Raw genomic sequence first — 24512 nt, 5'->3', positions numbered from 1 at the left:
ATGTCCATCCCGCCACGCCGAGTTTGGACATGTCCACCCCGCACCAATGAGCATGTCCCTCGTGCCGAGCCAAGGATGGGCATAACCGCAATATGTCCATCCTTGGCTAGCAAGGCTGGACATGTCCCGGGGAGGGGCGGGTCGGAATACCTCGTATCACGCAACGCAATGGTGCTGTGAATCCCGTTACGCGATGGCATAGGGTAGTTGCTATAGGAAACTACCTCCGTGCGTCGCGCCGGGCAGGCGCGGAACGCCGGGACAAAGCTTTTGAGAAGCGGGCATGGCCAAACAGACTTCATTCTTCACCTCCGTCAAACGTCTTTATCCGCACGTCAAACCGATCCTCCCCCGGCTTTTCATGGGGCTGCTCAGCGCTTTGCTGGCCAGCATCATGGCGCTTGCCATTCCGCAGGTGCTGCGGGTCCTGATCAACAGCTCCCTCCACCCCGGCGGCTCCACTAGCGCTGTCTGGATTGCCGCCGTCGTGGTCCTGGCACTCGGTATCGCAGAAGCCGGGCTTGTGGCCCTGCGACGCCAGTTCGTCATCAATCCCGCAACCACAGTGGAATCGAGGATGCGGGTGTCCCTCTACGGACATCTGCAGGACCTCACCGTTTCCTTCCACGACCGCTGGGGCTCAGGCCAGCTCCTGTCCCGCTCGATGACGGACTTGAACTTCCTGCGGCGTTGGATGGCGTTCGGCGCGATCATGCTGGTGGTGACCACTTTGACCGTGGTGATCGGCGTCGTGGTGATGTTCACGATGAGCTGGCAGCTGGCCTTGATCTTCCTGGCCGCCGCGGTGCCCATCATGGCCTATTCCTTCCGCTTCCGCCGCCGCTTCAGCCTGGTAACCCGGCTCAGCCAGGACCAGGCCGGCGACCTCGCAACCACGGTGGAGGAGTCCGTTCATGGAATCCGCGTGCTCAAGGCGTTCGGTCGCAGCCGCGAAGCACTGGAGAACTTCAACGAGCAGGCCGAGGAGCTGAGGCAGACCGAGATCGCCAAGGCCAAACACCAAGCCACCTTCACGCTGGTCGTGACGCTGCTGCCCGAGCTGGCGCTCGGCGTCGGGCTCGTGGCGGGCGTCCTGCTCGTCTCCACGGGCCAACTCAGTATCGGTTCCCTCGTTGCGTTCTTCGGCACCGCAGCGGTTGTGGCGGCGCCGGTGGAATTCTCGGGGACACTCCTGGCCATGGCGTTGACCGCGAAGACGGCCCTCGACCGCCACTTCGAGGTCATGGACATGCTCAACACCATCACCAGTCCTGCGAACCCCCGGACGCCCGAGGAACTGCGCGGGGCCTTGAGCTTCAAGGGCGCTGCTTTCGGTTTCGACGACGGCGCCCGGCTCCTGCACGACATCACCCTGGACATCAAGCCCGGCGAAACCATGGCTCTTGTGGGCATTACGGGCAGCGGAAAGAGCGCCTTGCTCCAGCTGGTCCCCCGGCTCTATGACGTGAGCGAAGGATCCGTGACCATCGACGGCGTGGATGTCCGCGACTTCAACGTCGAACAGCTCAGGTCCGTCGTGGCGGTCGCGTTCGAGGACACCACGCTGTTTTCCAGCTCCGTCCGGGACAACGTGCTGCTCGGCGCGCCCGACACTTCCGAGGAAGCCCTTGAGGAAGCGCTCGACGTCGCGCAGGCGCACTTCGCGTATTCGCTGCCCGACGGCGTCGGGACACTCATCGGCGAAGAAGGCCTAAGCCTTTCCGGCGGCCAGCGGCAGCGCATCGCGCTTGCCCGGGCCATCGCTGCCAAGCCCAAGATCCTCGTGCTGGACGACCCGTTGTCGGCCTTGGACGTCAACACGGAGGAACTCGTCACGGCCAGGCTGCGCGAAGTCCTCCGGGACACCACCACGCTCATCGTCGCGCACAGGCCCTCGACCGTGGCTCTGGCCGACCGGGTGGCGCTACTCGAAAACGGAAGCATCACCGCCGTCGGGACCCATACGGAACTCTTGGCCAACAACGCGCACTACCGCTACGTGATCGCGAGCCTCGACGCCGGTCCGAAGGACCTCGACCTCGAACTCGATGAACTAGAACACGAGCTGGATTCGGAACAGCACATGGACCAAGCCGGGGAGGGCCGCCGATGAGCACGTTCGGTACCGCCAATGAAGACAACGCCCACCTGAGCCGCAGCGACAGCAAAGCGGTACGACGGCGGTCGGTCGCCTTGCTGGGGTCGCTCATCCGCCCGGTCCGGTTGCGGTTCTGGATGACGCTGGGCATGGTGGTGCTCTCCCAGGCCACCCGGGTAGCCGGGCCTGCGATCATCGCTTTTGGCATCGACCACGCACTGCCGTCGCTGCTCGTCGGGAACAGCATGCCGGTGGTCGTGGCGGGCGTCCTTTATCTGACGGCGGCCGTCGCGACGGCGATTTTGACGGCCCTGTACGTCACTTCCACGGCAAAGCTGAGCCAATCCATGCTCCTTGACCTTCGGCTGCGGGTCTTCCGGCATACCCAACGTCTCAGCTTGGAGTTCCACGAGAAGTACACCTCGGGACGGATCATCGCACGCCAGACCTCGGACCTTGAGGCGCTGCGTGAACTCCTCGATTCGGGCGTCAGCTCGCTGGCATCCGGGATCCTGTTCATGCTTTTCACGGCATTTACCGTATTTGCCCTCGACTGGCGCAGCGGGCTACTCATGCTGGCCACGGGTGTGCCCGCATACTTCCTGGCCCGCTGGTACCAGAAGCACTCGCAGATCGCCTTCCGCGAATCACGGGTGGTGTCCGCGAGGCTGATTGTGCACTTCGTGGAGACCATGACCGGCATCCGGGCCATCAAGGCCTTCCGCAAGGAACCGGAGAACGCCCGGCGCTATGCCGAACTCTCCGAGGACTACCGCAAAGTCACGGTCCGCTCCATCAACCTCAACGGCATCTTCCAACCGGGACTGGTCCTCATCGGCAACGTGTGCGTGGCAGTGGTCCTGCTGTTCGGCGGCTTCCGGGTGCTCTCCGGAGACCTGGCGGTGGGTGTTCTTTTGGCGCTGATCCTTTCCACGAAGCGCTTCTTCCAGCCCGTGGACCAGATGGCCATGTTCTACAACTCGTTCCAAAGCGCCCAAGCCGCGCTCGAAAAGGTATCCGGACTGCTCGAAGAAGTCCCCACCGTCCGGCCGCCCAAGAACCCCGTGCCCTTGCCCCATGCCCGCGGCGAAATCGACTTCCGTGGCGTGGAGTTCGGCTACGGCAACGGCAAGGTGGTTGTCCCCAAGCTGGACCTCCACATTTCCGCGGGACAGACCATTGCGCTCGTGGGACAAACCGGCGCCGGCAAATCGACCTTCGCCAAGCTCATCGCCCGCTTCTATGACGTCACCGAAGGATCCCTGACCCTCGACGGCGTCGACCTCCGGGAGCTCTCGACGGCGGACCTGCGCCGTGCCGTCGTGATGGTCACCCAGGAAGCCTTCCTCTTCAGCGGTTCCGTGGCGGACAACATCGCCTTGGGGCGGCCTGGGGCCACCCGCGCCGAAATTGAAGAAGCCGCCCGGGCAGTAGGGGCCCATGACTTCATCTCCGCCTTGCCCGACGGCTACGACACCGACGTTAACAAGCGCGGCGGCCGGGTCTCCGCCGGGCAACGGCAATTGATCGGCTTTGCCCGGGCATTCATCGCGGCCCCGGCAGTACTCATCCTGGATGAAGCGACATCTTCGCTTGATATCCCCTCCGAACGGCTGGTGCAGGCCGGCCTCAGCAACCTGCTGTCCGGAACGGACTCCGAGCGGACCGCCATCATCATCGCCCACCGGCTCTCTACGGTGGAGACCGCAGACCGGGTGCTGGTGGTGCACGAGGGACGCATCGTGGAAGACGGCACGCCGGCCGAGCTCATCGGCGGAGGAGGGCGCTTCGCCCGCTTACACGGCGCCTGGAAGGACTCGCTGGTCTGAGCTTCCCGTTCCCCGGCGGGGCTTCCTTCGATTTCGCATCCGGGGAGGGATCGGCTATTCTTGAACAGTTGCTTTCGCAGCGGATCGGGATGTAGCGCAGCTTGGTAGCGCGCTTCGTTCGGGACGAAGAGGTCGCAGGTTCAAATCCTGTCATCCCGACCAATTTGGTAGAAGACCTTCCACTCGGAAGGTCTTCTACTTTATTTAACGATCTTTTCGGGGGCCCGGGAAAACCGGAAAAACATTCCCCCGACCGGTTTCCGCGCTTGTCCAAGGTTTAGAGACAAGTGTTGTTAACAACCCCGGCACAATGACCCTGGGCATGTCATGGCCCACGCGGATCTTCGCGCAAAAGAAATCCCCGGCGTGTCGATTTCAGACAACCGGGGACTTCATCACTTCATTTGAATTATCCAGCAGCTGCCGGATCTCCGGAAGCCGCTGTCGAGCCTCAGCTACACGGGATCGGGCCAGTTACCGATAGCCTGCGAGACCCTCATGGGGTCCGGCCAGTTACCAATAGCCTGCGAAACCGCACCCATCGGATCGGGCCAGTTGCCGATAGCCTGCGAGAGCCTCATCGGGTCGGGCCAGTTACCAATGCTGAGCACCGTGCTGACGGTGTCTGCCACAGGGGCTGCGGAAACGACGGCTGGTGCCGCGGCGGAGAATGCAAGAGCGCCGGCCAAGGCCACTGCTGCAGCAATCTTCTTCAACATAATTTTTCCTCAATGCGAGTCGGATTCGTTACGGAAATTTCGCGGTCCCTGTTGACATTCATTGTAAAATGTTTTCCACAGCGACTGTCAAGCTTTAGGGTAAAGACAGCGCAAAGACCAGCCTCTAGGAGGAACCTGTGGGGAACGGATTCGGAGAAAAGCTCCGTGCCGAACGGCTCGAACGTGGGCTGACCCAGGCTGAATTGGGCAGGGACCTTTACTCGCCCAGCTACATTTCACTTCTTGAAACCGGGCGGAGGGAGCCGACGGCCGAAGTCATTGAAGAACTCGCCCGTCGTCTGGAACTGGCACCCAAAGCCTTGGAAGCCTGGAGCCAGCCCGTATCCGTCAGTGACGCCGAATACGTGCTAGCGGGGCTGTACGCCAGGCAGGCTTGGGACCTCAGGGACTACCCGCTTGCCGCAAGCCACGCATCAACCGCCGCCCAAATCGCGCTCGAGGCAAAGAACACCAGCGCCTGGTGGAACATGACCTACATGCAGGCCGAATGCCTCATGAAGCAGGGCCAGCTGAAGGAATGCCAGCAGATCATCCAGCATCTCCTGGAACATCCCATGGCTACGGAATCCGCGGGCCTGGGAGTCCGGGCCCGTCAGATGCTTGCCGCTGTCTGCCACGGACAAGGGCAGCTGGCAACCGCCGTCGAGCACGCCAAGGAAGCCGTGAGGCTTTCCGAGCAGCTGCCCAAAGGCTCAACCCTGATCATCGGGGCGCACCGGGCTCTGATCGGAGCATTGGCCGAGAGCGGCAGGTTGGACGAAGCCTGGACGTATTGCCAGGCCATGAACAACCAGATGGACGACCACTCGATGTCCCAGCTCGCAGGCGAAGTGGCCTGGGTGGTGGGAAACGTGGCCTTCATGCGCCACGACTACGTGGAAGGCATCAAGCATCACGAGCGCGCCGCGAAGCTGCTCTCGCCCGCCAATGACATCGAGCTGTGGGCCCGCTTCAACAAGGCATCGGCAGCCGTCCGGCTCTCCTCGGGAATCGTGGAGCCGGAGACACTCTCAGCTATCGAACGCGCTGAACTCGCCCTGTCGATTGTCGGCGGAAACAAGACGGACCAGCTGGAAGTTGCGTTTATCCGCGCCCGCTGGCTCTACCTGACGGGCGACATTCCGGCCGCCATCACCAAGTTGCGCGAAATCCACGCGGACCGCGATGTTCTCGCCCGGCACACCGCAGGCGAGGTCGCTTTCCTCCTCGGCAAGGCACTCAAGGCAGCCGGTGAAAACGCAGACGCACTGGTCCACCTCGAAGAGGCCCAGCGCGATTTCACCGCCGCGGGCGCAGCCGACCGTGTACAGCAGGCCATGGACTCCGTACTGGAGATCCGGCTGGCGGAACGTCGGGCGGCGTCTGGCCATAGCGGGAGCGCGCAGTCTTCCCGCGCAAGCTGAGCGCACGCCCAACTGGCTCGCAGTTGTTGTCGTTTAGACGCATCTAAACGACAACAACTGCAAGTCAGACGAAAGTCCTGCCGGTGAGCTTCTCGTAGGCTTCGACATAGCGGGCACGCGTCTTCTCCACGACGTCGGCCGGCAGCGCGGGCGGCGGGGTGTCACTCGAGCGGTCCCAGCCCGATTCCGCGGAGGTCAGCCAGTCACGCACGAACTGCTTGTCGAACGAAGGCTGCGCCTTGCCCGGCTCGTAGGTGGAAGCGTCCCAGAAACGTGAGGAATCCGGAGTCAGGACCTCATCGCCCAAGGTGATGACACCGGTGGTGACATCGATGCCGAACTCAACCTTCGTGTCGGCCAGGATGATGCCGCGGCCGCGGGCGATCTCTTCCGCGCGGGTGTAGATCTTCAACGTGAGTTCGCTCAGGCGCGCGGCGATGTCGTCGCCCACCATCGCGACGACGTCGTCATAAGTGATGTTCTCGTCGTGCTCGCCGACCTCAGCCTTGGCAGAAGGGGTGAAGATGGCGTGCTCAAGCCGCGAGCCGTCAACGAGGCCTTCAGGCAGCGGGATGTCGCAGACGGTGCCGGATTGCCGGTACTCGGCCAGCCCGGATCCGGTGAGGTAGCCGCGGGCGATGCATTCCACGGGGAACATCTCCAGCCGCTTGCAGATCATCGCGCGGCCCTCGACTTCCGCGGGCACTCCCTCGGCGGCCGTGGACCCCAGGACGTGGTGCTCCACGCCAAGCTGCTCGAACCACCAGAGGCTCAGCTGCGTGAGGATCCGGCCTTTGTCCGGGATCTCGCTGCTCAAGACATGGTCGTAGGCGCTGATGCGGTCGCTGGCCACCACCAGGACGCGGTCCTGGCCGGACCCGTCCGCGATGACATCATCCGCCGGAACGTAGAGGTCACGGACTTTGCCCGAGTAGAAGTGCTTCCACCCCGGGAGGTCGAGGGTTTCGGTCTGCAGTCCGTTTGCGTTGCTTTCAGGCATGGTTCAAGCCTTCACGTTCGGGATGGAGCCGGTCGCCGGGGAGACCACGTGGATCTCGCCGCGGGCTGCCTTGCCGGCGATATCGGTACGGAACTGTCCGCCGTCGAGCTGGACCAGCTCCACGCCGTCGTACGCCCGCTCGCGCGCCTCCACGAGGTCCGTCCCCAATGCCACAACGGCCAGCACCCGGCCGCCGGCGGAGACGATACGGCCTTCTTCGTCCAGTTTGGTGCCGGCGTGGATGACGTGGACGCCTTCCAGTGCCTCAACCTTGTTCAGGCCGCGGATCCGGTCCCCCGTGCGGGGAGTGTCCGGGTAGTTTTCGGCGGCAACGACGACGGCGACGGCCGACTCCTTCGACCAGCGCAGCTCTTCAGCCTGGTCCAGTTCGCCCTTGGCCGCTGCCAGCAGGAGCGCGCCGAGCGGGGTCTTGAGCCGGGCCAGGACGGCCTGCGTTTCAGGATCGCCGAAACGGACGTTGAATTCGATAACGCGCGTGCCACGGGACGTCAGCGCCAGGCCGCAGTAGAGGACGCCGACGAATGGAGTTCCACGGCTGGCCATCTCGTCCACCGTGGGCTGCGCCACGCGGTCGATGACTTCCTGGACCAGTCCAGCAGGTGCCCAGTCGAGCGGGGTGTACGCGCCCATGCCACCGGTGTTGGGGCCTTCGTCATTGTCGAAAATCCGTTTGAAGTCCTGAGCCGGGGACAGCGGCACCGTGGTGCGGCCGTCGCAGAGGACGAACAGGGAGACCTCGGGTCCGTCCAGGAACTCCTCGATGACAACTGTTCCGCCGGCGTCGAAACAAGACTGGGCGTGGGCGAGTGCTTCCTCGCGGTCATTGGTGACCACTACGCCCTTGCCGGCGGCCAGTCCGTCATCCTTGACGACATGCGGAGCGCCGAAAGTGTCCAGTGCGTCAGCTGCCTCCGCAGCGTTTGTTGCCACCCGGGCCATGGCGGTGGGCACGCCTGCCTCGGCCATGACTTCCTTGGCGAACGCTTTGGAGGCTTCGAGCTGCGCCGCGGCCTTGCTGGGGCCGAAGACCGGAATGCCGGCTTCGCGGACTGCGTCGGATACGCCCGCTGCGAGCGGTGCTTCCGGGCCGACGACAACCAGGTCGACCGCCAGCTTCGTCGCAAGCGCTGCGACGGCGTCGGGGTTGTTCCCGTCGATCGCGTACGTGGGGACCAGCTTGGCGATGCCCGCGTTTCCCGGAGCCGCATGGACCTCGGAAACGTTGGGATCCTTGAGCAAGGAGCGGACAATTGCGTGTTCGCGGCCGCCGGGGCCAATGACGAGTACCTTCACAGTCTTCAAGGGTACTTTGTGCGGGGGCAGGACTCCTAAGCTGTCTCCACCACTGGACATGCCCACCCGCACCGCGGCACCCAGAGGGAGCATGCCCACCCTTGGCCATGAGCAATGGACATAACACTGGTATGCCCACTCCTGAGCTCCAACGCAGGGCATGCCCCAATTCAGACCACAAGCACCACGAGGCACATGTCCAATCCAGGCCTCGAGCAATGGACATAACACTGATATGCCCACTCCTGAGCCCCAACGCAGGGCATGTGCAATCCACACACCCACCGCAGGGCATGTGCCAGTCCCACACCAACCAGGGCATGTCCCAACCAGGCCACAAGCACCACGAGGCACAAGCCCACCCTTGGCCATGTGCAATGGACATATGCCCATTCCTGAGCTCCAACGCAGAGCATGTGCAATCCACACCGCAAGCACCCACAGGGAGCATGCCCTCCCTTGGCCTCGAGCAATGGACATAACACTGATATGCCCACTCCTAAACTCCACCGCAGGGCATGTCCACCCATCTCGGGGGCCTCCGGCTACGAACCCCCTGCATGAAGAAGCTCAGGAACTGGCTCAGGGGACCCACCGCTTTGGCTGCTCTGGCCGGGGTGGCCGCTGCCGCCGTCGTACTTTCCGTTGCGGAACTGATCGGCGCCTTCTTTACGGCCCGGGCTACGCCGGTGATTGCGCTGGGCTCCACGTTCATCGACTTCACGCCGCCGTGGATGAAGGACTTTGCCGTGACCACGTTCGGGACCAATGACAAGGCTGCACTGTTTGTGGGCATGGGCCTGACCATCTTCGTGCTGGCTTGCGTGCTGGGTGTCGTGGCCTTCCGCAATTGGGTGCTCGGTGTGTTGGGCGTTCTCGGCATGGGCGCGGTGATTGTGGCCGCCGTGGTGACCCGGGCCAGCGTGAAGCCCGCGGATTCCATACCGAGCCTGATCGGCACTGTGGCTGGGCTCATTGTCCTCCGCCTGTTGGTCGCCCGTATCTGGCGGCTGAACTCCTTCCCTGACGCTCCTGCCGACACGGCGGCCAAAGGCATCGAGCGTCCCGCCACGACCCGCCGAACCTTCTTCGCCGCCACCGGTATCACCGTTGCGGCAGCGGCCGTCGCAGCCGGAGGCGGTCGGTTCCTGAGTGCCGCACGCAGCAATGTGGCCAAGGCACGGGATTCTTTGAAGCTCCCGGCTCCGGCCCGGCCGGCTGCTCCCGTCCCTGCGGGCGTCCAGTCCCCGACGGCGGGAGTCACCCCCTGGCTGACCCCGGCCAAGGACTTCTACAGGATCGACACCGCCCTCAGCGTGCCGGAGATCAACGCCCAGGATTGGGAGCTGCGGATCCACGGGCTGGTGGAACAAGAGGTCCGGCTGACCTTTCAGGATCTGCTCGACGCCCAACTGATCGAAACCCACGTGTCGCTGACCTGCGTGTCCAACCCTGTGGGCGGAAACCTCGCCGGCAACGCCAAATGGCTGGGCATGCCCATCCGTGACGTACTCAAACAAGCCCGTCCCAAAACCAGCGCGGACATGGTCCTCTCCACCTCCATCGACGGCTTCAGCGCCTCCACTCCGCTGGAAGTGCTCCAGGACGGCAGGGACGCCATCCTGGCCATCGGCATGAACGGCGAGCCCCTCCCGCTGGAACACGGCTACCCCGTGCGCATGGTGGTTCCGGGTCTTTACGGCTTCGTCTCGGCGACCAAATGGGTGGTGGACCTGGAAGTCACCCGGTTCGCTGACAGCAAGGCCTACTGGACCACCCGCGGCTGGTCCGAGCGGGGTCCCATCAAGACAATGGCCCGGCTTGAAGTTCCCAAGTCCTTCGCCAAAGTGCCCGCCGGCAGGGTCGCCTTGGGCGGCACCGCCTGGGCCCAGACCCGCGGCATCAAAAAGGTGGAGGTCCAGATTGACAACGGCCCATGGTCCGAAGCGACCCTTGCCGCGGAGGCATCCGTTGTCACGTGGCGGCAGTGGTCCTTCAATTGGGACGCCACTCCGGGCCCCCACTACATCAAGGTCCGGGCCACGGACGGAACCGGCGAACTGCAGACTGAAAAGAGGGCGGATCCCGTGCCCGACGGCGCCTCCGGATGGCAGTCCGTCATGGTGACCGTGGAGTAGCCCGGGAAGACGGTGCCTTCACCCTAGACTTGCATCATGCCCTTGAGTTCGCATGAAACCTTCAGCGTTGAGTCCGCCGTCGAACTGGCAGTGGTCGAACGCAGCGGTTTCATCGAATCACGTCACATCGGTTCCGCGGTGGTTCTTTCCGGCGACGGCTCCGTGGTGACCCAGCTCGGCGACATCACGACGCCCATCTACGCCCGCTCCGCGCTCAAGCCGTTCCAGGCCCTGGCGTCAATGCAGTCGGGCGTGCCGCTCCGCGGCGCCCAGGTGGCTTTGGCCTGTGCCAGCCATGTAGGCTCGCTCGATCACATGGACGTGGTGGAAGGCATGCTGAAAGCCGCGGGCGTCCGGGAAGAACAGCTGCAGTGCCCTTCGGCATGGCCGCAGGACGAAGTCGCCCGCAATTGGCTGATCCGTTCCGAACACGGCAAGTCCAAGCTGGCTTTCAACTGTTCGGGAAAGCACGCCGCGTTCCTCTGGGCCTGCACGGAGAACGGCTGGGACACGCACAGCTACCTGGAGCCCAATCATCCCTTGCAACAGCGCGTACGGACAGTCGTCGAGGAATACAGCGGCGAGAAAATCGCCCACCTCGGCATTGATGGATGCGGAGCACCTGTGGCTGCGCTTTCCCTGACCGGGCTGGCGCGGGCCTACTCGCGCCTGGCGCAGGCCCCGCGGGACCAGAGCTCCAATGCCCGCGCGGCGACCATTGCCACGTCCATGTTGGACTACCCGTGGGCAGTGCAGGGCCGCGGCGAGGCAAACACCATCGTCATGGACGAACTCGAAGTGCTTGCCAAGGGCGGAGCGGAGGGTGTCCTGGTCCTGGCAACTCCAACAGGGGCCTCAGTCGCAGTGAAGATCCTTGACGGGAACCCCCGCGCGGCCACTTTGGTTGGACTCACGCTTCTCGCGGTAGCCGGCGCCGTGGATATTCCCGGTGTCTCGAGCGTGCTCGAAAAGGTGGTTGAGCCCGTTCTCGGCGGTGGCCACTCGGTCGGCAGGATCCGCCTTGGCCACGCCGTTTCGGCGCTGCTGGACTGATTGGAACTCCGGGCTATGGCAATTGCACGACGCCGGATCGACCTTGAAGAAGGCCGCGCGGCACTGGCCGCATGGCAGGCCGCCGTCGGGCACGAACCCGCGCCCGTGACGCCGCCGCCGCGCACCGTTTTGGCAACCGCCGTGCGTTACTCGCTGGAGGAACTCACCGCCCGCGCCCCCGGCAATTCGGTGGAAGTCAGGGTGCCGCCCTTCGGCGTCACCCAGTGCGTGGAGGGCCCCCGGCACACGCGCGGCACCCCGCCGAACGTCATTGAGTGCGACGCCGCCACCTGGCTGGAGATGGCCACAGGCCGCTTGGCGTGGTCCGCCGCCGTCGACGCCGGCCGGGTAGCCGCGTCGGGCCTGCGCGCGGATTTGTCAGGGCTGCTGCCGCTGTTCTGAGCGCTTAAATGGGTGATCGCCCCGCGGCGGAGCCTTGGGGCGATCACCTGCAATGGTGCGTGGTGCCTAGTCCGGACTGATGGAGGGGCTCCGGTGTTGCCCCGGTTTGATCATTTCGAACTGCGGAATCGCATCGGGATTCGGGCCGCCCCGGAACTTCGGCGAAGGCTCTTGTCCTTCGCTGAGGCGCTCGATTTCCTGTTCCTCGAAGACGTCTTCGGCCCCGAGCATGATCGCGGAGTCCTCGTTGGTGATCTCACCGCTGAAGGCGCGGAGCATGACGGAACGGTCGAACTGGCCCTCCCATTTCGCGACGACGAACGTGGCCACGCAGTTGCCGAGCAGGTTGACGACGACGCGCATGGAGTCCATGAGGCGGTCGGCACCCAGGAGCAGTGCGACGCCGGCGACGGGGAAGATGCCCAGTGCGGCGGCCGTGGCCGAGAGAGCAAGGAATGACGATCCCGGTACGCCGGCCATGCCCTTTGACGTCAGGAGCAGGACACCCAGGGCTGCCAACTGCTGACCGGGGTCGAGGTGGTGGCCGAATGCCTGGGCCAGGAACAACAGCGAGATCGAAAGGTAGATCGCGGCGCCGTCGAGGTTGAAGGAGTAGCCCGTCGGGACAACCAGGCCTGTGGTGGCCCTGGAGCAACCGGCGTTGGTCAGCTTGGTCATGATGCGGGGCATGACCGCCTCGGTGGATGCCGTTCCCAGCGCGAGGAGGAATTCCTCACGGGTGTACTTCAGGAACTGCCACAGGGGTACCCTGGCGAAGCTCCAGGCGACGAGGAACAGCAGGCCGATGAAGACAATGGCCGCCCCGTAACAGGAGGCGATCAGGAGCGCATACGTCCCGAGGGTGTCGAGTCCGTATTGGCCGATGATGAACGCCATGGCGCCGAACGCACCGATGGGCGCCACTTTCATGATCCACGACATGATCTTGAAGATCAGTTCCAGGACGGTTTCCATGAGGCTGATGACCGGGAGGCAGCGCTCGCGGCCGATGACGACGATTGCCGCGCCGAAGAAGACCGAGAAGAACAGCACCTGGAGAAGGCTGTTGCTGGCGAAAGCGCCGATCACAGAGGTGGGAATGATGTCCAGGAGGAAGGAAGCCGCATCCTTGGGCGGCACGGTCCCGGTCTTGGCGTTCAGCGCATCCTGGGAAAGAGTGCTGGGATCGATGTGGAGTCCGGCACCGGGCTGGACCAGGTTTCCGACGATCAGGCCGAAAACGAGTGCGAAAAGCGTGGCGCCGGTGAAGTACAGAAGGGCTTTGACCCCGACCCTTCCGACCGCCTTGACGTCGCCCACTGCCGAGATACCCGTGACGATCACGAGGAAGATCAGCGGAGCGATGATCATCTTGATGAGTTGAATGAAACCATCGCCCAGTGGCCGGAGGGTGGACCCGATGTTCGGCCAGAAATGGCCGATGAGTACACCTGCGACGACGGCGATCAGAATTTGGAAGAAGAGCGACTTATACAGTGGCTTCTTCTTCCGCGGAGCCGAACTCGCCTTCAGCGCCGCAGAGTCTGGGATCTTCATTGATCTGAACCAATCAGTTTGGGAACAGCCCCTGCTTTCGGGGGTTGTTCTCAAATGTAATCCCGCTCACACGATTCCACAAGGGGAAATTCAAATTTCACAATGTGGAATCTCGTGGTTTAGCGCTGCACGCCCCCAACCTCCTTGGCCGTGAACACCCTGTAGCCGCGCCCCGGGTCGAAACCGTGGACTTCCCGGGTATCGAGTGCGGCCATGAACTCCAGCGCCTTACCCGTGATCACCTGTCCAGGGACGAGGATGGGGAAGCCCGGAGGATACGGGGTGACGAATCCCGCCGAAACAACTTCCTCGCCTTCCGCGATCCGCGCCTTGAGGTCGTCGGCCGACAAGTAGGTGGTCGCTCCGTCCTTGTAGCTCTCGAAATAGGCGGCCCGGAGGTCCCCGTCAGGACTGAGCGGATCCCGCCGAAAGCGCCTTGCGAAACTGCTGAAATCGGGCAAGGGCGGAGTGGCTCCCGTGGTGCCCGCGGCGGGACCGGCGTGCGGCGTTTTCCGCGCCGGACGTTCCTCCTCGAAAGACTCGGCCAGCTTGACCAGGACCTCGATCAGATAGGCGACGGCGCTGCGGGAGGTGCCGATGTTGGTCATGAAGAGCACGGTGTTACGGGAGGTCTTGTTGACCTGGATGCCGTGCTTGTCGGCGAGATAGCGGTGCCGGAAAGTGTCGCCGTCGACCCCTGTCCGGCTGATGTCCAGCGTGAGGCGGCTGGGATCGACGACGAACTCGTCATGCTCCCAGGCGTCCGCCAGTGCTGCCAGGCCATCGCGGAGCGGCATGGCACTGCCGGTTTCCCGATAGGGCGCCGCAATGAGGTCCCTCGACGTGAGGACCCGGAAGTATTTCTTCAGCAACGGGTGGCGGGCCACTGCCTGCGCAACGATGGTTGCCAGATCCGCCTGTTTCTGTACCAGGCCGAAACCCTCCAGCTCCACCTGGCGGCGGCCGACGTCGAGCGAAGCGAGGATCTGGTAATTGGGCGACGTGGAGGTATGAGTCATATATGCTTCGCGAAATGACTCTTGGTTATGCTCGCTGAAGTCTTGGTCGAAGACATGGATCATGGATCCCTGACGCAGCGAGGTGAGGGTCTTGTGGGTGGACTGCGTGGCATAGACGCGCAGCCGCGCTTTCGCCGGATCCGGGATAAGCCGGGTCTCCAGCCAGAGTTCGTCATCGGCGGGCGTGCCCGTGACCGCGTCGTGGAGCGATGCCGCTTGTTCGGCGTGCCTGGCGGCATAGCCGGGATCACTGAAGGAGGCCTCAAGCTTCCTCGCTGCGGCCATCGCCGTCCTGCGCCGGAAGACGGGGTGGGACCGGGCGAAGGCGAACCAGGCTTCGTCCCAAAGGAAGACAAGGTCCGGTTTGATGGCCAGGCATTCTTCCATGACGCGTTCCACGTCATAGACGATGCCGTCGAAGGTGCAGTTGGTCAGCGTGATCATCTTGACTTCGTCCAGGCGCCCGGCACGTCGGTAGGCCAGCAATCGTGCCTTGATGGTGGCCAAGGGCACGGCACCGTAGAACGCGAACTTGTCCAGCGGGTAGGCGTCCAGGTAGGAAACCTGGGCTCCGGCGAGGACAAAAGCATAGTGGTGGGATTTGTGGCAGTTGCGGTCGACGAGGACCACGTTCCCCGGAGCAAGGATGGACTGATGAACGATCTTGTTGGCGGTGGATGTTCCATTGGTGACGAAGAAGGTTTTCTGGGAACCGAAAGCCCGCGCCGCCAGGTCCTGGGCCTCCTTGATCGATCCGTGCGGGTCCAACAGCGAATCGAGCCCTCCCGACGTCGCGGACGTCTCGGCCAGGAGAAGGTTCATCCCGTAGAAATCGGCCATGTCGCGGATCCAGGGCGAATTGCCCACCGAGCCCCCGCGAGAGATCGGCAAGGCGTGGAAGACGCTGGCCGGCCGCCGGCTGTATTCCTGCAGCGCGGTAAAAAACGGGGTCCTGTACCGCTCAGCGACACCCGACAACAGCGATAGGTGCAGGTCGAGATTGTCTTGCCTGCGGAAAATCCTCCGGAACCGCTTCGTCAGTGAACCCGCGAGGCTCTCCATGGCGACACCGGCCACCAGGTACACATCCAGCTCGGGGCGTAACTCGGAGATCTGCTCGGCCAGGCTAAGGAACCTCCCCAGCGGTGGCATTCCGGCAAGTTCGGGACCCACTAGGCCTCCAAGGTATTTCCTCAGGTCGCGGCCGAGCGGCTGGCTGCTTCCGGTGGTGAATCCCGGGCGGAGAATGCACGCCTGGATAGCAGGATTCAGGATCAAGGCAACCAGCGCATCCTCGTAGCTGGGAACCACGATGAGTTCGTAGGCGAAGGCATCGGACGGCCTCCGCTGGGCCAGCATTTCCGCTTTCAGGGTTTCGGCTTCTTGTTCGGAGATGTCGTCGACAAACAGGACCTCGAACCGGGGCCGCTCGCCCGCCGGCCGTGGCGCCCGGGAGCTTTCGTCCTGGACACCCGGAATGGAGCGCCCGGCGCGGGGCTGCCCGGACAATCCGCGGATCATCTCCAGTCCGGCGTCGTAATCACCGGAATCCAGGCAGCCGAGCAGAGGCGCCACCGAGGCGAGCCCCGGCGCCGCCCAATACAGTTCCATGGCCTGAAGCAGCAGCAGCGCCTGCACGGCTTGGTCCTTCAGGGCGGCGAACGACGGCGTTCCCGTGCCGCCCTTTGCCAGCTGCTTGAACGCGTACCCGAGAAACTCCCACGCATCAGCGCGCGAACGCCACGCGCTGCTAGGCGTGCCGATGTCCCGCTTCGAAAGTTGGTTGTTCACCTGGTTTCGATTGGTCAGGGTGGTTTGCTTGGACAGGGTGTCGCTGTTGTTTCGGGACGGCATGCCGGGCAAGGTGGTTCCGCTTTCCATCAATTCGTTGTGCATCAGGAGCGTTGGCCGCCCTGGGAGAAGGATCCTGCGACGACGGGCAGGTCGCCAGTGTGGCCGCGTCGGGCCTCGGCTGCCTCCAGGATGCGTTTGCGGCAAGCGAACCAGCCGGCAATGAGCAGGGGTATAAGGAGCAGCAAGGAAGCGAGGACCCAGCGCCCTGTCTCCGAGAAGCCCATCGTGACGAGGACGAAGGCAAGGAAGGCGAGCGTGAGGTATGAGGTGAAGGGGGCTCCGAAGAGCCGGAATGACGGACGGACGGCCTTGCCGAGCCTGACCCAGGCCTGAAGCTTGATGTGGCACAGGATGATGGTTGCCCAGCCGCCGATGATTCCGATGGCGGACACCTCGAGAACGATCTCGAACACTTGGGACGGGACCAGGGCATTCAGGCCGACGCCAAGCAGCGTGATCACCGCCGTCAGCAGGATGCCGCCATACGGCACCCCCGATTTGCTCATCCTTGCGGTGAACTGCGGCGCGGAGCCATTGACCGCCATGGACCTCAAGATCCGGCCCGTGGAATACAGGCCGGCGTTCAGACTCGACAAAGCCGCTGTCAGGACAACGAAGTTCATCACTGATGCCGAAACAGCCGCGGCATGGGGATCCCCGAGATGGGAGAAGAAGGTGACGAAGGGCGATTCACCGGATTTGTACGCCGTGAACGGCAAGAGCAACGAGAGGAGCAGCACCGAACCGACATAGAAGAGCGCGATCCGGAAGACCACCGTGTTGACGGCTTTGGGCATCACCTTTTCCGGGTTGGCAGTTTCGCCTGCAGCCGTACCAACAAGTTCAATCGCCGCATACGCGAACACGACGCCGCTGATCGCGAGCAGGGGCGCCACGGCTCCCGTCGGGAAGGCTCCCCCGTGGTCCAGGATCACGCCCAACCCTGGAACGCCGATATCGGTCTTCCCGCCAAAGACGATGAAGCAGACCCCGACGACGAGGAAGGCTACGAGCGCCGTCACCTTGATCAGGGCGAACCAGAATTCCATCTCGCCGAAGATCTTCACGGAGACGAGGTTGAGGGCCAGGACAATGACGAGGGCGCAAAGCGCGATAAGCCACTGTGGGATTGTTTGCAGCGGCTGCCAGAATTGTCCCCAGAATTTGACGTAAAGCGCCACGGCCGTGACATCGACGATCGACGTCATGGCCCAGTTAAGGAAGTACAACCAGCCGGCCGCGTAGGCCAGCTTCTCGCCGTAGAACTCGCGGGCATAGGACACGAACGAGCCCGAGGATGGCCTGTGGAGAACCAGTTCGCCAAGGGCGCGCAGAATCAGGAACGCAAAGAAGCCGCAAAGGGCACAGACGAAGATCAAGGCCGGACCGGAACCGTTCAATCGGCCTCCCGCCCCCATCAAGAGGCCCGTTCCGATCGCGCCCCCGATCGCTATCATTTGGATCTGCCGGGGTTTGAGGGTCTTGTGGTAGCCGGCGTCCTCGCTTGAAAAATCCTGCGCAGCCGTTGAACGGTCGCCAAGAAGTTCACGGGTGTTTTCCAGCGAATCTGCGGGATCAAGCCAGGCGATCTGAGCCCCGGCGATCGGGCTCGACGCAGGCCGGTTCAGTGTGCGTTTCATTCCAGGGGTCTCCTTTGACTCCGGTTCCGCGGGTGCGGCTGCATACTCCAGAACTTGTCCCCCTGCTGACCTGTGGAATCACAGCTGCACTGCTGGATCATCAGCGGAGGGGACGGAAAACAACTCTAGGTTCCGGCGGAAGGGAACGAACTGTCTGGCCAGCTAAATTCGTCCGATCCCCGTTGTGCTCCAATGACAACCCGGTTCAGGCGGAGTGCGAGTAATGTTCATGGCTGTGAGCGCGGCTAAGCCGCTTAGAGGAAGTGAATACGGGTGGCACCCCAGGAATCTGCCGAGCATGTCATTGGCGCCATGCTCAGCGACATACTTGAAGACATTGGCGTCGACAACGGGCAACTGCTGGTTCCTCCCGGAACGGACAACGGCACGGTTCGTGAAACGGTGATCGTGGACGCCGAGGACGAGACGCCGGTGCGGCGCGGGAGCTTGGTCCTGCTGATCGGAGTCCGGGGTCGCGCGGCATTGCCCGGCATCCGGAAGCTGATTCCGGACCAGCCCGCAGCCGTCGCGGTGAAAGGGAACGAGGAGGAACTGGACGCCGTCCGGGAAGTGCTGCTTCCCACCGGAATCGGCCTGATCGCAGTGTCTCCCGCAATGAACTGGGGCACGCTGGAGAGCATCGCCAAGAACCGCATCCAGGAGCCTGCACTTTCCACCGACGCGTCCACGATCATTCACCGGGATCTTTTTGCGATCGCCCAGACCACCGCGACCCTGGCCAACGGCCACGTGGTCATTGAGGATCCGGCAAACCGCGTCCTGGCGTACTCACCGGCCTCCAATGACGTCGATGAACTCCGCAGGCTCTCCATCCTGGCCCGGCGCGGACCGGAGCGGTACCAAAAACTGCTGAAGGAATCAGGGGTCTACAAGCACCTGCAAGCAGCCGAGGCGCCCATCCATATGGAAGCCAACCCGGCGGAAGGTCTTCGGGAACGGGTGGCGATCGGTATCCATGCAGGCAACAGGATCCTGGGGTACATCTGGCTTCAAGAAGGGAAGGAACCGCTCGCTCCCAACACGGACAAGCTCATGGTCGGGGCGGCCCGGCACGCGGCCATAGAATTGGTCCGGCACCGCAACGAGCAGTCCCAGGCACTACGGCGCGACAGGATCTCCAGCCTGCTCAGCGGCACTCCCCAGATCCACTCCCAGGCACAGTCCGCGGGCATCGATCCCTCCAAGCCGGCAGCCCTGGTCTTGATTTCCGCCCAGGGCGACGACGAGACGGCAGCGGGCTTGCAACTGCGGCGTGGCGAGCTGGCCAATGTCGCGTCGATCCATGCGGCCGCCTACCGTCCCGGTGCCGTCGTGGGAGCCATCGGCTTGGAGATAGCCATGATTCTTCCTGACCTTGACCCCATTAAGTCCCCGCCGGCTATCAACCGCCTCATCAACGTCATTGTCCGGGACGCAAGGGTCCACCTGCACTGCCAGGTCCAGGCCGCCGTCGGGCCCGTCGTCGAACGCTTGGACGCGTTGCATGGCACACTCGAGCACGTCCGGAGCGTACTCAAGGTCCTGGAAAGCACGCCCTCGATCCACGTGGCGTCCTACGCCGATGTGGAAACGACCGTACTGACAAAGGAATTGCTGGAACTTCTGGCGTCGAGGACCGACCTTCGGCATGGCGGGATCTCCCTGCTGTGCAGCAAGTACCCGGAGTTCGCCACAACCCTGCTGACCTACCTTGAATTCTTCGGTGATGTGAACCGGTGCGCGGAAGAACTGGCCGTCCACCGGAATACGGTCCATTACCGGCTGCGGCGGGCCTGCGAAGAAGCCGGCATCGACCTCCACTCCGCAGAGCAACGGCTGCTCGCGCATCTTCAGCTCAGGCTGTGGACCCACTCCGAAGGACGGCGCTAGACCATGGACCTCCAGAATCTCCTTGACGACATTGTCGGCACGGTTCAGCCCTTGCTCGGCCAAGGAGCGCCGGCAGACTACATCCCGAGCCTGGCCGCGGTGGATCCCAAGCAATTCGGCATTTCCGTGGCAACCCCCAACGGCGATCTGTTCTCCTCCGGAGACGCCGACGTGCCATTCTCCATCCAAAGCATCTCCAAGGTCTACGCCCTCGCCCTGGTGCTGGCCGGGGATGGCGACCGGATCTGGAAGCGCGTGTTCCGGGAGCCCTCCGGCAATCCGTTCAATTCCCTGGTGCAGCTGGAACACGAAGACGGAATTCCGCGGAATCCGTTCATCAATGCCGGTGCCTTGGTGGTCACCGACAGGCTGCTCAGCATCGCGGGCAACTCGCCATCTCCCGTCCGGGAATTGCTCCGGCAAGAAAGCGGAAACAGCTCTATCGATGCCGACCCCGAGGTGGCCGCTTCAGAGGCGGCAAACAATCACCGCAACGCCTCGCTGGCGCACTTCCTGGCCAGCTACGGGAACCTCGAAAACCCCGTGGACTCGGTCCTCGAGGCATACATCAACCAGTGCGCGCTCGAAATGAGCTGCACTGATTTGGCCCTCGCGAGCCGTTTCCTGGCCAACAACGGGCTACGCGGAGACGGCACGCCGCTTCTGTCCCCGTCCCAGACAAAGAGAATCAACGCCGTGATGCTCACGTGCGGCACCTACGACGCCGCCGGCGAATTCGCCTACCGCGTGGGACTCCCCGGAAAGAGCGGCGTGGGTGGCGGCATTGTGGCCGTAGTGCCCAACAAATGCACCATCTGCGTCTGGAGCCCGGGCCTGGGCCGATCCGGGAATTCACTGGCAGGCGTCGCCGCCCTCGATGAATTCACCACCCGCACGGGCTGGTCGATTTTCTAGCCGGCCGGGCATCCAGCCGCAACGGGCTAGCCGCGGCCCACGAATGGCATCCCCGCCGCAGTCACCACCACGGAACCAACGTTGGCCGACGCCGGCATGTTCGCCATCATGAGCACCGCGCGGGCAGCGTCCTCCACGGGAAACATCGGCTCGACACGCCTGCTTCCATCGGCCTGGAGCGCGCCCGAGCCCACGCCGATGGTGTCCATGATTTCGGTGCGGGTGTTGCCGATATCGATCTGCCCGCAGCTGATTCCGTACGGGCGCCCGTCCAGTTCGATGCTCTTGGTCAGGCCGCTCATGGCGTGCTTGCTCACGGTGTACGCCACGGACAAGGGCCTCGGCGAATGGGCGGAGATGGAGCCGTTGTTGATGATGCGTCCGCCGTGCGGTTCCTGCGATTTCATGGTGCGCACGGCCTCTGCCGCGCACAGCATGGATCCGGTGACGTTCACGGCCAGGGTGGCATTCCAATCGGCGACGCTGATCTCATCCACGCTGCCGGAAGGACCGAAGATGCCCGCGTTGTTGAACAGGACATCGACCCTCCCCCAGCGCTGCCGGGCCGCCGCGAAAAGGCGCGCGACGTCGTCGGGCACCGTCACATCGCACGGCACCACGAGCGCCTCGGGGTGGCCGCCGGAAGTCTCGAGAAGCTGCGCTTCCCGCCGTCCGGCGAGCGTAACGCAGTAGCCTTCGGCCAACAGAAGGCGGGCAACCGCCCGCCCGATCCCGGAACCGGCTCCGGTGACGACGGCGACCCGGGGCCGGGTGGGGATGGTTTCGCTCACGCGGTTCTCCTGTTTGTTGAGTCAGTGCGCGGCGGGAGCTTCCGCCGTCGTCGTATCCGTTGTGGTCAGGGGCCAGCCTATGACGGTCTTGGGACGCGGTGTGGCGTAGGTCCGGACCTTGGACGTGGACAGTCCCAGGCGGACGAGCGACTCGGCGATGGTCACGGCGGCGGCGACTCCATCCACCACGGGAACGCCGCAGCGTTGGCGGATCTGTTCGTCGAGCCCGGCCATGCCGCCGCAGCCGAGGACGATGACTTCCGCTTTGTCGTCACGCACGGCGCGTTCAGCTTGTTCCACGATGGCTTCGACTGCGCGCTCCGGGTATTCCTCGAGTTCCAGGACGGCCATGCCGCTCGCACGGACGGAAGCGCAACGGGCCTCGAGTCCGGCAAGCTTGAGGCGGTCTTCGATGAGCGGGACCGCGCGGTCCAAAGTGGTGACCACGGAGTATTTGTGGCCGAGGAACATCGCGGTGCTGGCCGCGGCCTCGGTGATGTCGACCACCGGAACGTTCAGGAGCTCCTGTAGTCCCTCGCGGCCGTGCTCGCCATAGCCGGCCTGGATGACGGCGTCGAACGGTTCAGGGTAGTTGACCACGCGGTCCATCACGGCAATGGCGGCGAGGTAGCTTTCAAAGTTCCCTTCGCAGGAATCGGCGCCGAACCGCGGGGTAATGCCGATGATCTCGGTGCCGGGAGCCGCGACGCTTCGCGCCTGGGCTGCGATGGAGTCGGTCATGGATTGTGTGGTGTTGACGTTTGCGACGAGGATGCGCATGTGTTCCTCCTGGATTGGGTTGGTACGCCCAACTGACTCGCAGTTGTTGTCGTTTTGCCGGGCGAAAACGACAACAACTGCGAGCCAGTTGAGTATTAGTGGTTGCTGAGGACGGCGATCGGCTCGCCGGAGACGTCGGTGTGCTGCTGTTTCTTGTCCGCGAACAAGTAGTAGCACAACGCCCCGATGCCTGCGCCGAAGAACCAGGCGAACGGTGCCGCGGCCTCCAGGGCGGGAATGAACGCGATGAGGATGGCGACGACGGCGGCCGGAACCATTGCGGCGATCGCCCGGGGGTTGACTCCGCGCTTGTAGAAGTAGGTGCCCGAAGGGTGGTCCGTGTAGAGGTCGAGGATGTTGACCTTGCCGCGGCGCAGGAGCCAGTAGTCGGCCATGACGACGCCGAACAGGGGGCCGAGCAGCGCGCCGAGTCCGCCCAGGAAGTACACGATCACCAGGGGGTTGTTGTAGAGGTTCCACGGCAGGATGACCAAGCCGATGGTACCGCTGACCCACGCCGCCTTGCGGAAGTTCAGGTGCTTGGGGAAGAGGTTGGTCAGCGCGTAGACGGGTGCCACGAAGTTCGCCATGAGGTTCACTGCGATGGTCAGGATCAGCAAGGCAAGGCAGGCCAGGACGAGGAAGAGCGTGTTGGGGATGCTCTGCACGATGTCCGAGGGGCTTTCGATGATCTTGCCGTTGATCTTGTACTGGCCGCCCGCCATGATGACCACGATTGCGCCGAACAGGAGCATGTTGATGGGGATGCCCCAGAAGTTGCCGCGGACAATGGACTTCTTGGAGACCGAGGAACGGGTGAAGTCGCAGAAGTTCAGGACGAAAGTGCCGTAGATGGAGACCCAGAGGGCGCCGCCGGCAAAGATCGTGCGCCACATCTCCCCTCCTTCGAGGCCCTTGATGCCGGACCACTGGATGGCTCCCCCGGCCTCCACGAAGACCCAGATGGCAATGGCGAGCATGGTGGCAAGAATGATGGGGCCGGCGAAGGCCTCGTACTTGCGGATCATTTCCATGCCGAAGCTGACGATGACCAACTGGACAATCCAGAGGGATACGAAAGCGATCCAGCCAAGGGTGGACAGGCCCAGGATCGAGTTGGCGTCCATGTCCTTGAGTCCGGGGAACATCGCGACAAGCATGACGCGGAGCACCACCGAGGCGAGGTAGGTCTGGATTCCGAACCAGGCGATGGCCACAGCGCCACGGACCAGGCTGGCCAACTGCGCACCCCGGATACCGAAGCTGATCCGGCTCATGACCGGGAAGGGGACACCGGTCTTCTGGCCCATGAATCCGGAGAAGGTCAAGAGGGTGAACAGCAAGACCGCGCCGATCCCAAGGGCCACGAGGATTTGCCACCCGCCCAGGCCAAGCGAAAAGAGGCCGATGGCGAAAGCGTAGTTGCCAAGGCTGTGGACGTCGTTGGCCCAGAGGGTGAAGATGCTGTAACTGGTCCAGCGCCTGCCCTCTTTCTTGGTGGGGGCGAGGTCCAGGTTATAGAGGCTGGGGCTGATGGCGCGGCCCGCTGCGACGGAGGCTACATCGCAGAGGGTTTCATTTCCTACTGACGGATGGACTGAACTGCCTGGCAGTACGGTCTGCTCCGAAGCTGTCGTGACGCCGACCGGGGGAGTCGATTGCATCCTGGATCTCCACTTCTTTGTGGTGCTGCAACTAGGCTTCCTAGACGCTGTGAGAGGATTTGAAGATTTTCGCATCGTGGAATCTAGTTATTGAATAGTGAAATAACTGTATGAGCTAGGTCACCTTTGGTCAAGGGCCGCACTCCCGACGGCGGTCACAAACGGCAGCGTGGGGCCGCGGGGCCCTGCGGGGCGCCAGCCTCCGCCCCGCCGGATTGACGCTTGGCAAAGGCATCGCTAATCTCGAATTACAGAATTTTATTCTCACAATACGAAATTTCCATGCACGTTTCAGCGCGCACTACAGTGCAAGCGCCCAGACATTCAATGAAGAGAGGTTGGACGTGGCTGCAGGAGAAGAGACCTCACACATCCTTAGCGGGTTGACTTCCCAGCTGCCTGATCGTGATCCGGAAGAGACTGCC

18 protein-coding genes and 1 tRNA gene are annotated in these 24512 nt (G+C 63.4%); 10 read left to right on the top strand and 9 right to left on the bottom strand.

Annotated elements, in window-relative coordinates; translation table 11 throughout:
- The first annotated feature begins 283 nt into the window (after window positions 1-283).
- The 3 genes from AB0323_RS21710 (at window position 284) to AB0323_RS21700 (ending at window position 4089) form a co-directional block, all read left to right on the top strand.
- The gene (locus tag AB0323_RS21710; protein ID WP_366179184.1) at window positions 284-2113 is read left to right on the top strand and encodes an ABC transporter ATP-binding protein; all 1830 of its coding nucleotides are present in this window, start codon (window positions 284-286) and stop codon (window positions 2111-2113) included.
- Window positions 2110-3927, top strand: a complete 1818-nt coding sequence (locus AB0323_RS21705; RefSeq protein WP_366179183.1) for an ABC transporter ATP-binding protein — start codon at window positions 2110-2112, stop codon at window positions 3925-3927. Before AB0323_RS21710 ends, AB0323_RS21705 begins: the two co-directional genes overlap by 4 nt.
- Before the next feature lie 85 nt (window positions 3928-4012).
- Window positions 4013-4089: transfer RNA gene (locus AB0323_RS21700), tRNA-Pro, on the top strand.
- Window positions 4090-4382: 293 nt separating this feature from the next.
- Here the strand turns inward: AB0323_RS21700 and AB0323_RS21695 are convergent.
- Entirely contained in the window at window positions 4383-4646 is a 264-nt protein-coding gene (locus tag AB0323_RS21695; protein WP_366179182.1) for a hypothetical protein, read from the bottom strand.
- Window positions 4647-4783: 137 nt separating this feature from the next.
- Here AB0323_RS21695 and AB0323_RS21690 point away from each other — a divergent pair, with 137 nt between their 5' ends.
- The gene (locus AB0323_RS21690; RefSeq protein WP_364540412.1) at window positions 4784-6070 is read left to right on the top strand and encodes a helix-turn-helix domain-containing protein; all 1287 of its coding nucleotides are present in this window, start codon (window positions 4784-4786) and stop codon (window positions 6068-6070) included.
- A gap of 64 nt (window positions 6071-6134) precedes the next feature.
- On the opposite strand, the gene AB0323_RS21685 is transcribed toward AB0323_RS21690, so the two are convergent.
- Together AB0323_RS21685 and purD are read right to left on the bottom strand one after the other, a co-directional pair.
- On the bottom strand, window positions 6135-7070 hold the full coding sequence (locus AB0323_RS21685; RefSeq protein ID WP_366179181.1) for a phosphoribosylaminoimidazolesuccinocarboxamide synthase: 936 nt from the start codon (window positions 7068-7070) through the stop codon (window positions 6135-6137).
- 3 nt (window positions 7071-7073) lie between these two features.
- Window positions 7074-8384 (bottom strand): phosphoribosylamine--glycine ligase, encoded by a 1311-nt coding sequence (gene purD, locus AB0323_RS21680; protein WP_366179200.1) that lies wholly within the window; start codon window positions 8382-8384, stop codon window positions 7074-7076.
- 560 nt (window positions 8385-8944) lie between these two features.
- On the opposite strand from purD, the gene AB0323_RS21675 reads away from it, so the two are divergent.
- Genes AB0323_RS21675 through AB0323_RS21665 form a run of 3 tightly spaced genes read left to right on the top strand, consistent with a single transcriptional unit; the run spans window position 8945 to window position 11977 of the window.
- Complete coding sequence (locus AB0323_RS21675) at window positions 8945-10522, top strand: molybdopterin-dependent oxidoreductase (RefSeq protein WP_366179180.1); 1578 nt, start codon at window positions 8945-8947, stop codon at window positions 10520-10522.
- 36 nt (window positions 10523-10558) lie between these two features.
- Window positions 10559-11575 (top strand): asparaginase, encoded by a 1017-nt coding sequence (locus AB0323_RS21670; protein WP_366179179.1) that lies wholly within the window; start codon window positions 10559-10561, stop codon window positions 11573-11575.
- A 15-nt stretch (window positions 11576-11590) separates the two neighbouring features.
- Window positions 11591-11977: a sterol carrier family protein gene (locus AB0323_RS21665; protein ID WP_366179178.1), complete on the top strand. Its 387-nt coding sequence runs from the start codon at window positions 11591-11593 to the stop codon at window positions 11975-11977.
- A gap of 66 nt (window positions 11978-12043) precedes the next feature.
- On the opposite strand, the gene AB0323_RS21660 is transcribed toward AB0323_RS21665, so the two are convergent.
- The 3 genes from AB0323_RS21660 to AB0323_RS21650 form a co-directional block, all read right to left on the bottom strand.
- Window positions 12044-13534 (bottom strand): cation:dicarboxylase symporter family transporter, encoded by a 1491-nt coding sequence (locus tag AB0323_RS21660; protein ID WP_366179177.1) that lies wholly within the window; start codon window positions 13532-13534, stop codon window positions 12044-12046.
- Window positions 13535-13653: 119 nt separating this feature from the next.
- Window positions 13654-16434: an ornithine decarboxylase gene (locus tag AB0323_RS21655; RefSeq protein ID WP_366179176.1), complete on the bottom strand. Its 2781-nt coding sequence runs from the start codon at window positions 16432-16434 to the stop codon at window positions 13654-13656.
- A gap of 14 nt (window positions 16435-16448) precedes the next feature.
- The gene (locus AB0323_RS21650) at window positions 16449-18047 is read right to left on the bottom strand and encodes an amino acid permease (protein ID WP_366179175.1); all 1599 of its coding nucleotides are present in this window, start codon (window positions 18045-18047) and stop codon (window positions 16449-16451) included.
- A gap of 273 nt (window positions 18048-18320) precedes the next feature.
- On the opposite strand from AB0323_RS21650, the gene AB0323_RS21645 reads away from it, so the two are divergent.
- Together AB0323_RS21645 and AB0323_RS21640 are read left to right on the top strand one after the other, a co-directional pair.
- Window positions 18321-19937 carry a helix-turn-helix domain-containing protein gene (locus AB0323_RS21645; protein ID WP_366179174.1) on the top strand — a complete coding sequence of 539 codons (1617 nt, stop codon included), beginning with the start codon at window positions 18321-18323 and terminating at the stop codon, window positions 19935-19937.
- A gap of 3 nt (window positions 19938-19940) precedes the next feature.
- Complete coding sequence (locus AB0323_RS21640) at window positions 19941-20852, top strand: glutaminase (RefSeq protein WP_366179173.1); 912 nt, start codon at window positions 19941-19943, stop codon at window positions 20850-20852.
- Window positions 20853-20878: 26 nt separating this feature from the next.
- On the opposite strand, the gene AB0323_RS21635 is transcribed toward AB0323_RS21640, so the two are convergent.
- The 3 genes from AB0323_RS21635 to AB0323_RS21625 all read right to left on the bottom strand — a co-directional run bounded on the left by AB0323_RS21635 (window position 20879) and on the right by AB0323_RS21625 (window position 24087).
- On the bottom strand, window positions 20879-21643 hold the full coding sequence (locus AB0323_RS21635; protein WP_366179172.1) for an SDR family oxidoreductase: 765 nt from the start codon (window positions 21641-21643) through the stop codon (window positions 20879-20881).
- A gap of 21 nt (window positions 21644-21664) precedes the next feature.
- Window positions 21665-22423: an aspartate/glutamate racemase family protein gene (locus AB0323_RS21630; protein ID WP_366179171.1), complete on the bottom strand. Its 759-nt coding sequence runs from the start codon at window positions 22421-22423 to the stop codon at window positions 21665-21667.
- A 95-nt stretch (window positions 22424-22518) separates the two neighbouring features.
- Window positions 22519-24087, bottom strand: a complete 1569-nt coding sequence (locus AB0323_RS21625; protein WP_366179170.1) for an NCS1 family nucleobase:cation symporter-1 — start codon at window positions 24085-24087, stop codon at window positions 22519-22521.
- A gap of 215 nt (window positions 24088-24302) precedes the next feature.
- Here AB0323_RS21625 and AB0323_RS21620 point away from each other — a divergent pair.
- Window positions 24303-24512: hypothetical protein (locus AB0323_RS21620; RefSeq protein ID WP_366179169.1), on the top strand; the 210-nt coding region annotated here is incomplete at its 3' end.

Origin of the sequence: Arthrobacter sp. NPDC080031 (genome assembly GCF_040702485.1) — a bacterium.
Taxonomy (GTDB): Bacteria; Actinomycetota; Actinomycetes; order Actinomycetales; family Micrococcaceae; genus Arthrobacter.
The sequence above is the reverse complement of the archived record's forward strand: the minus strand, read 5'-3'. Positions and strand labels throughout refer to the sequence as shown.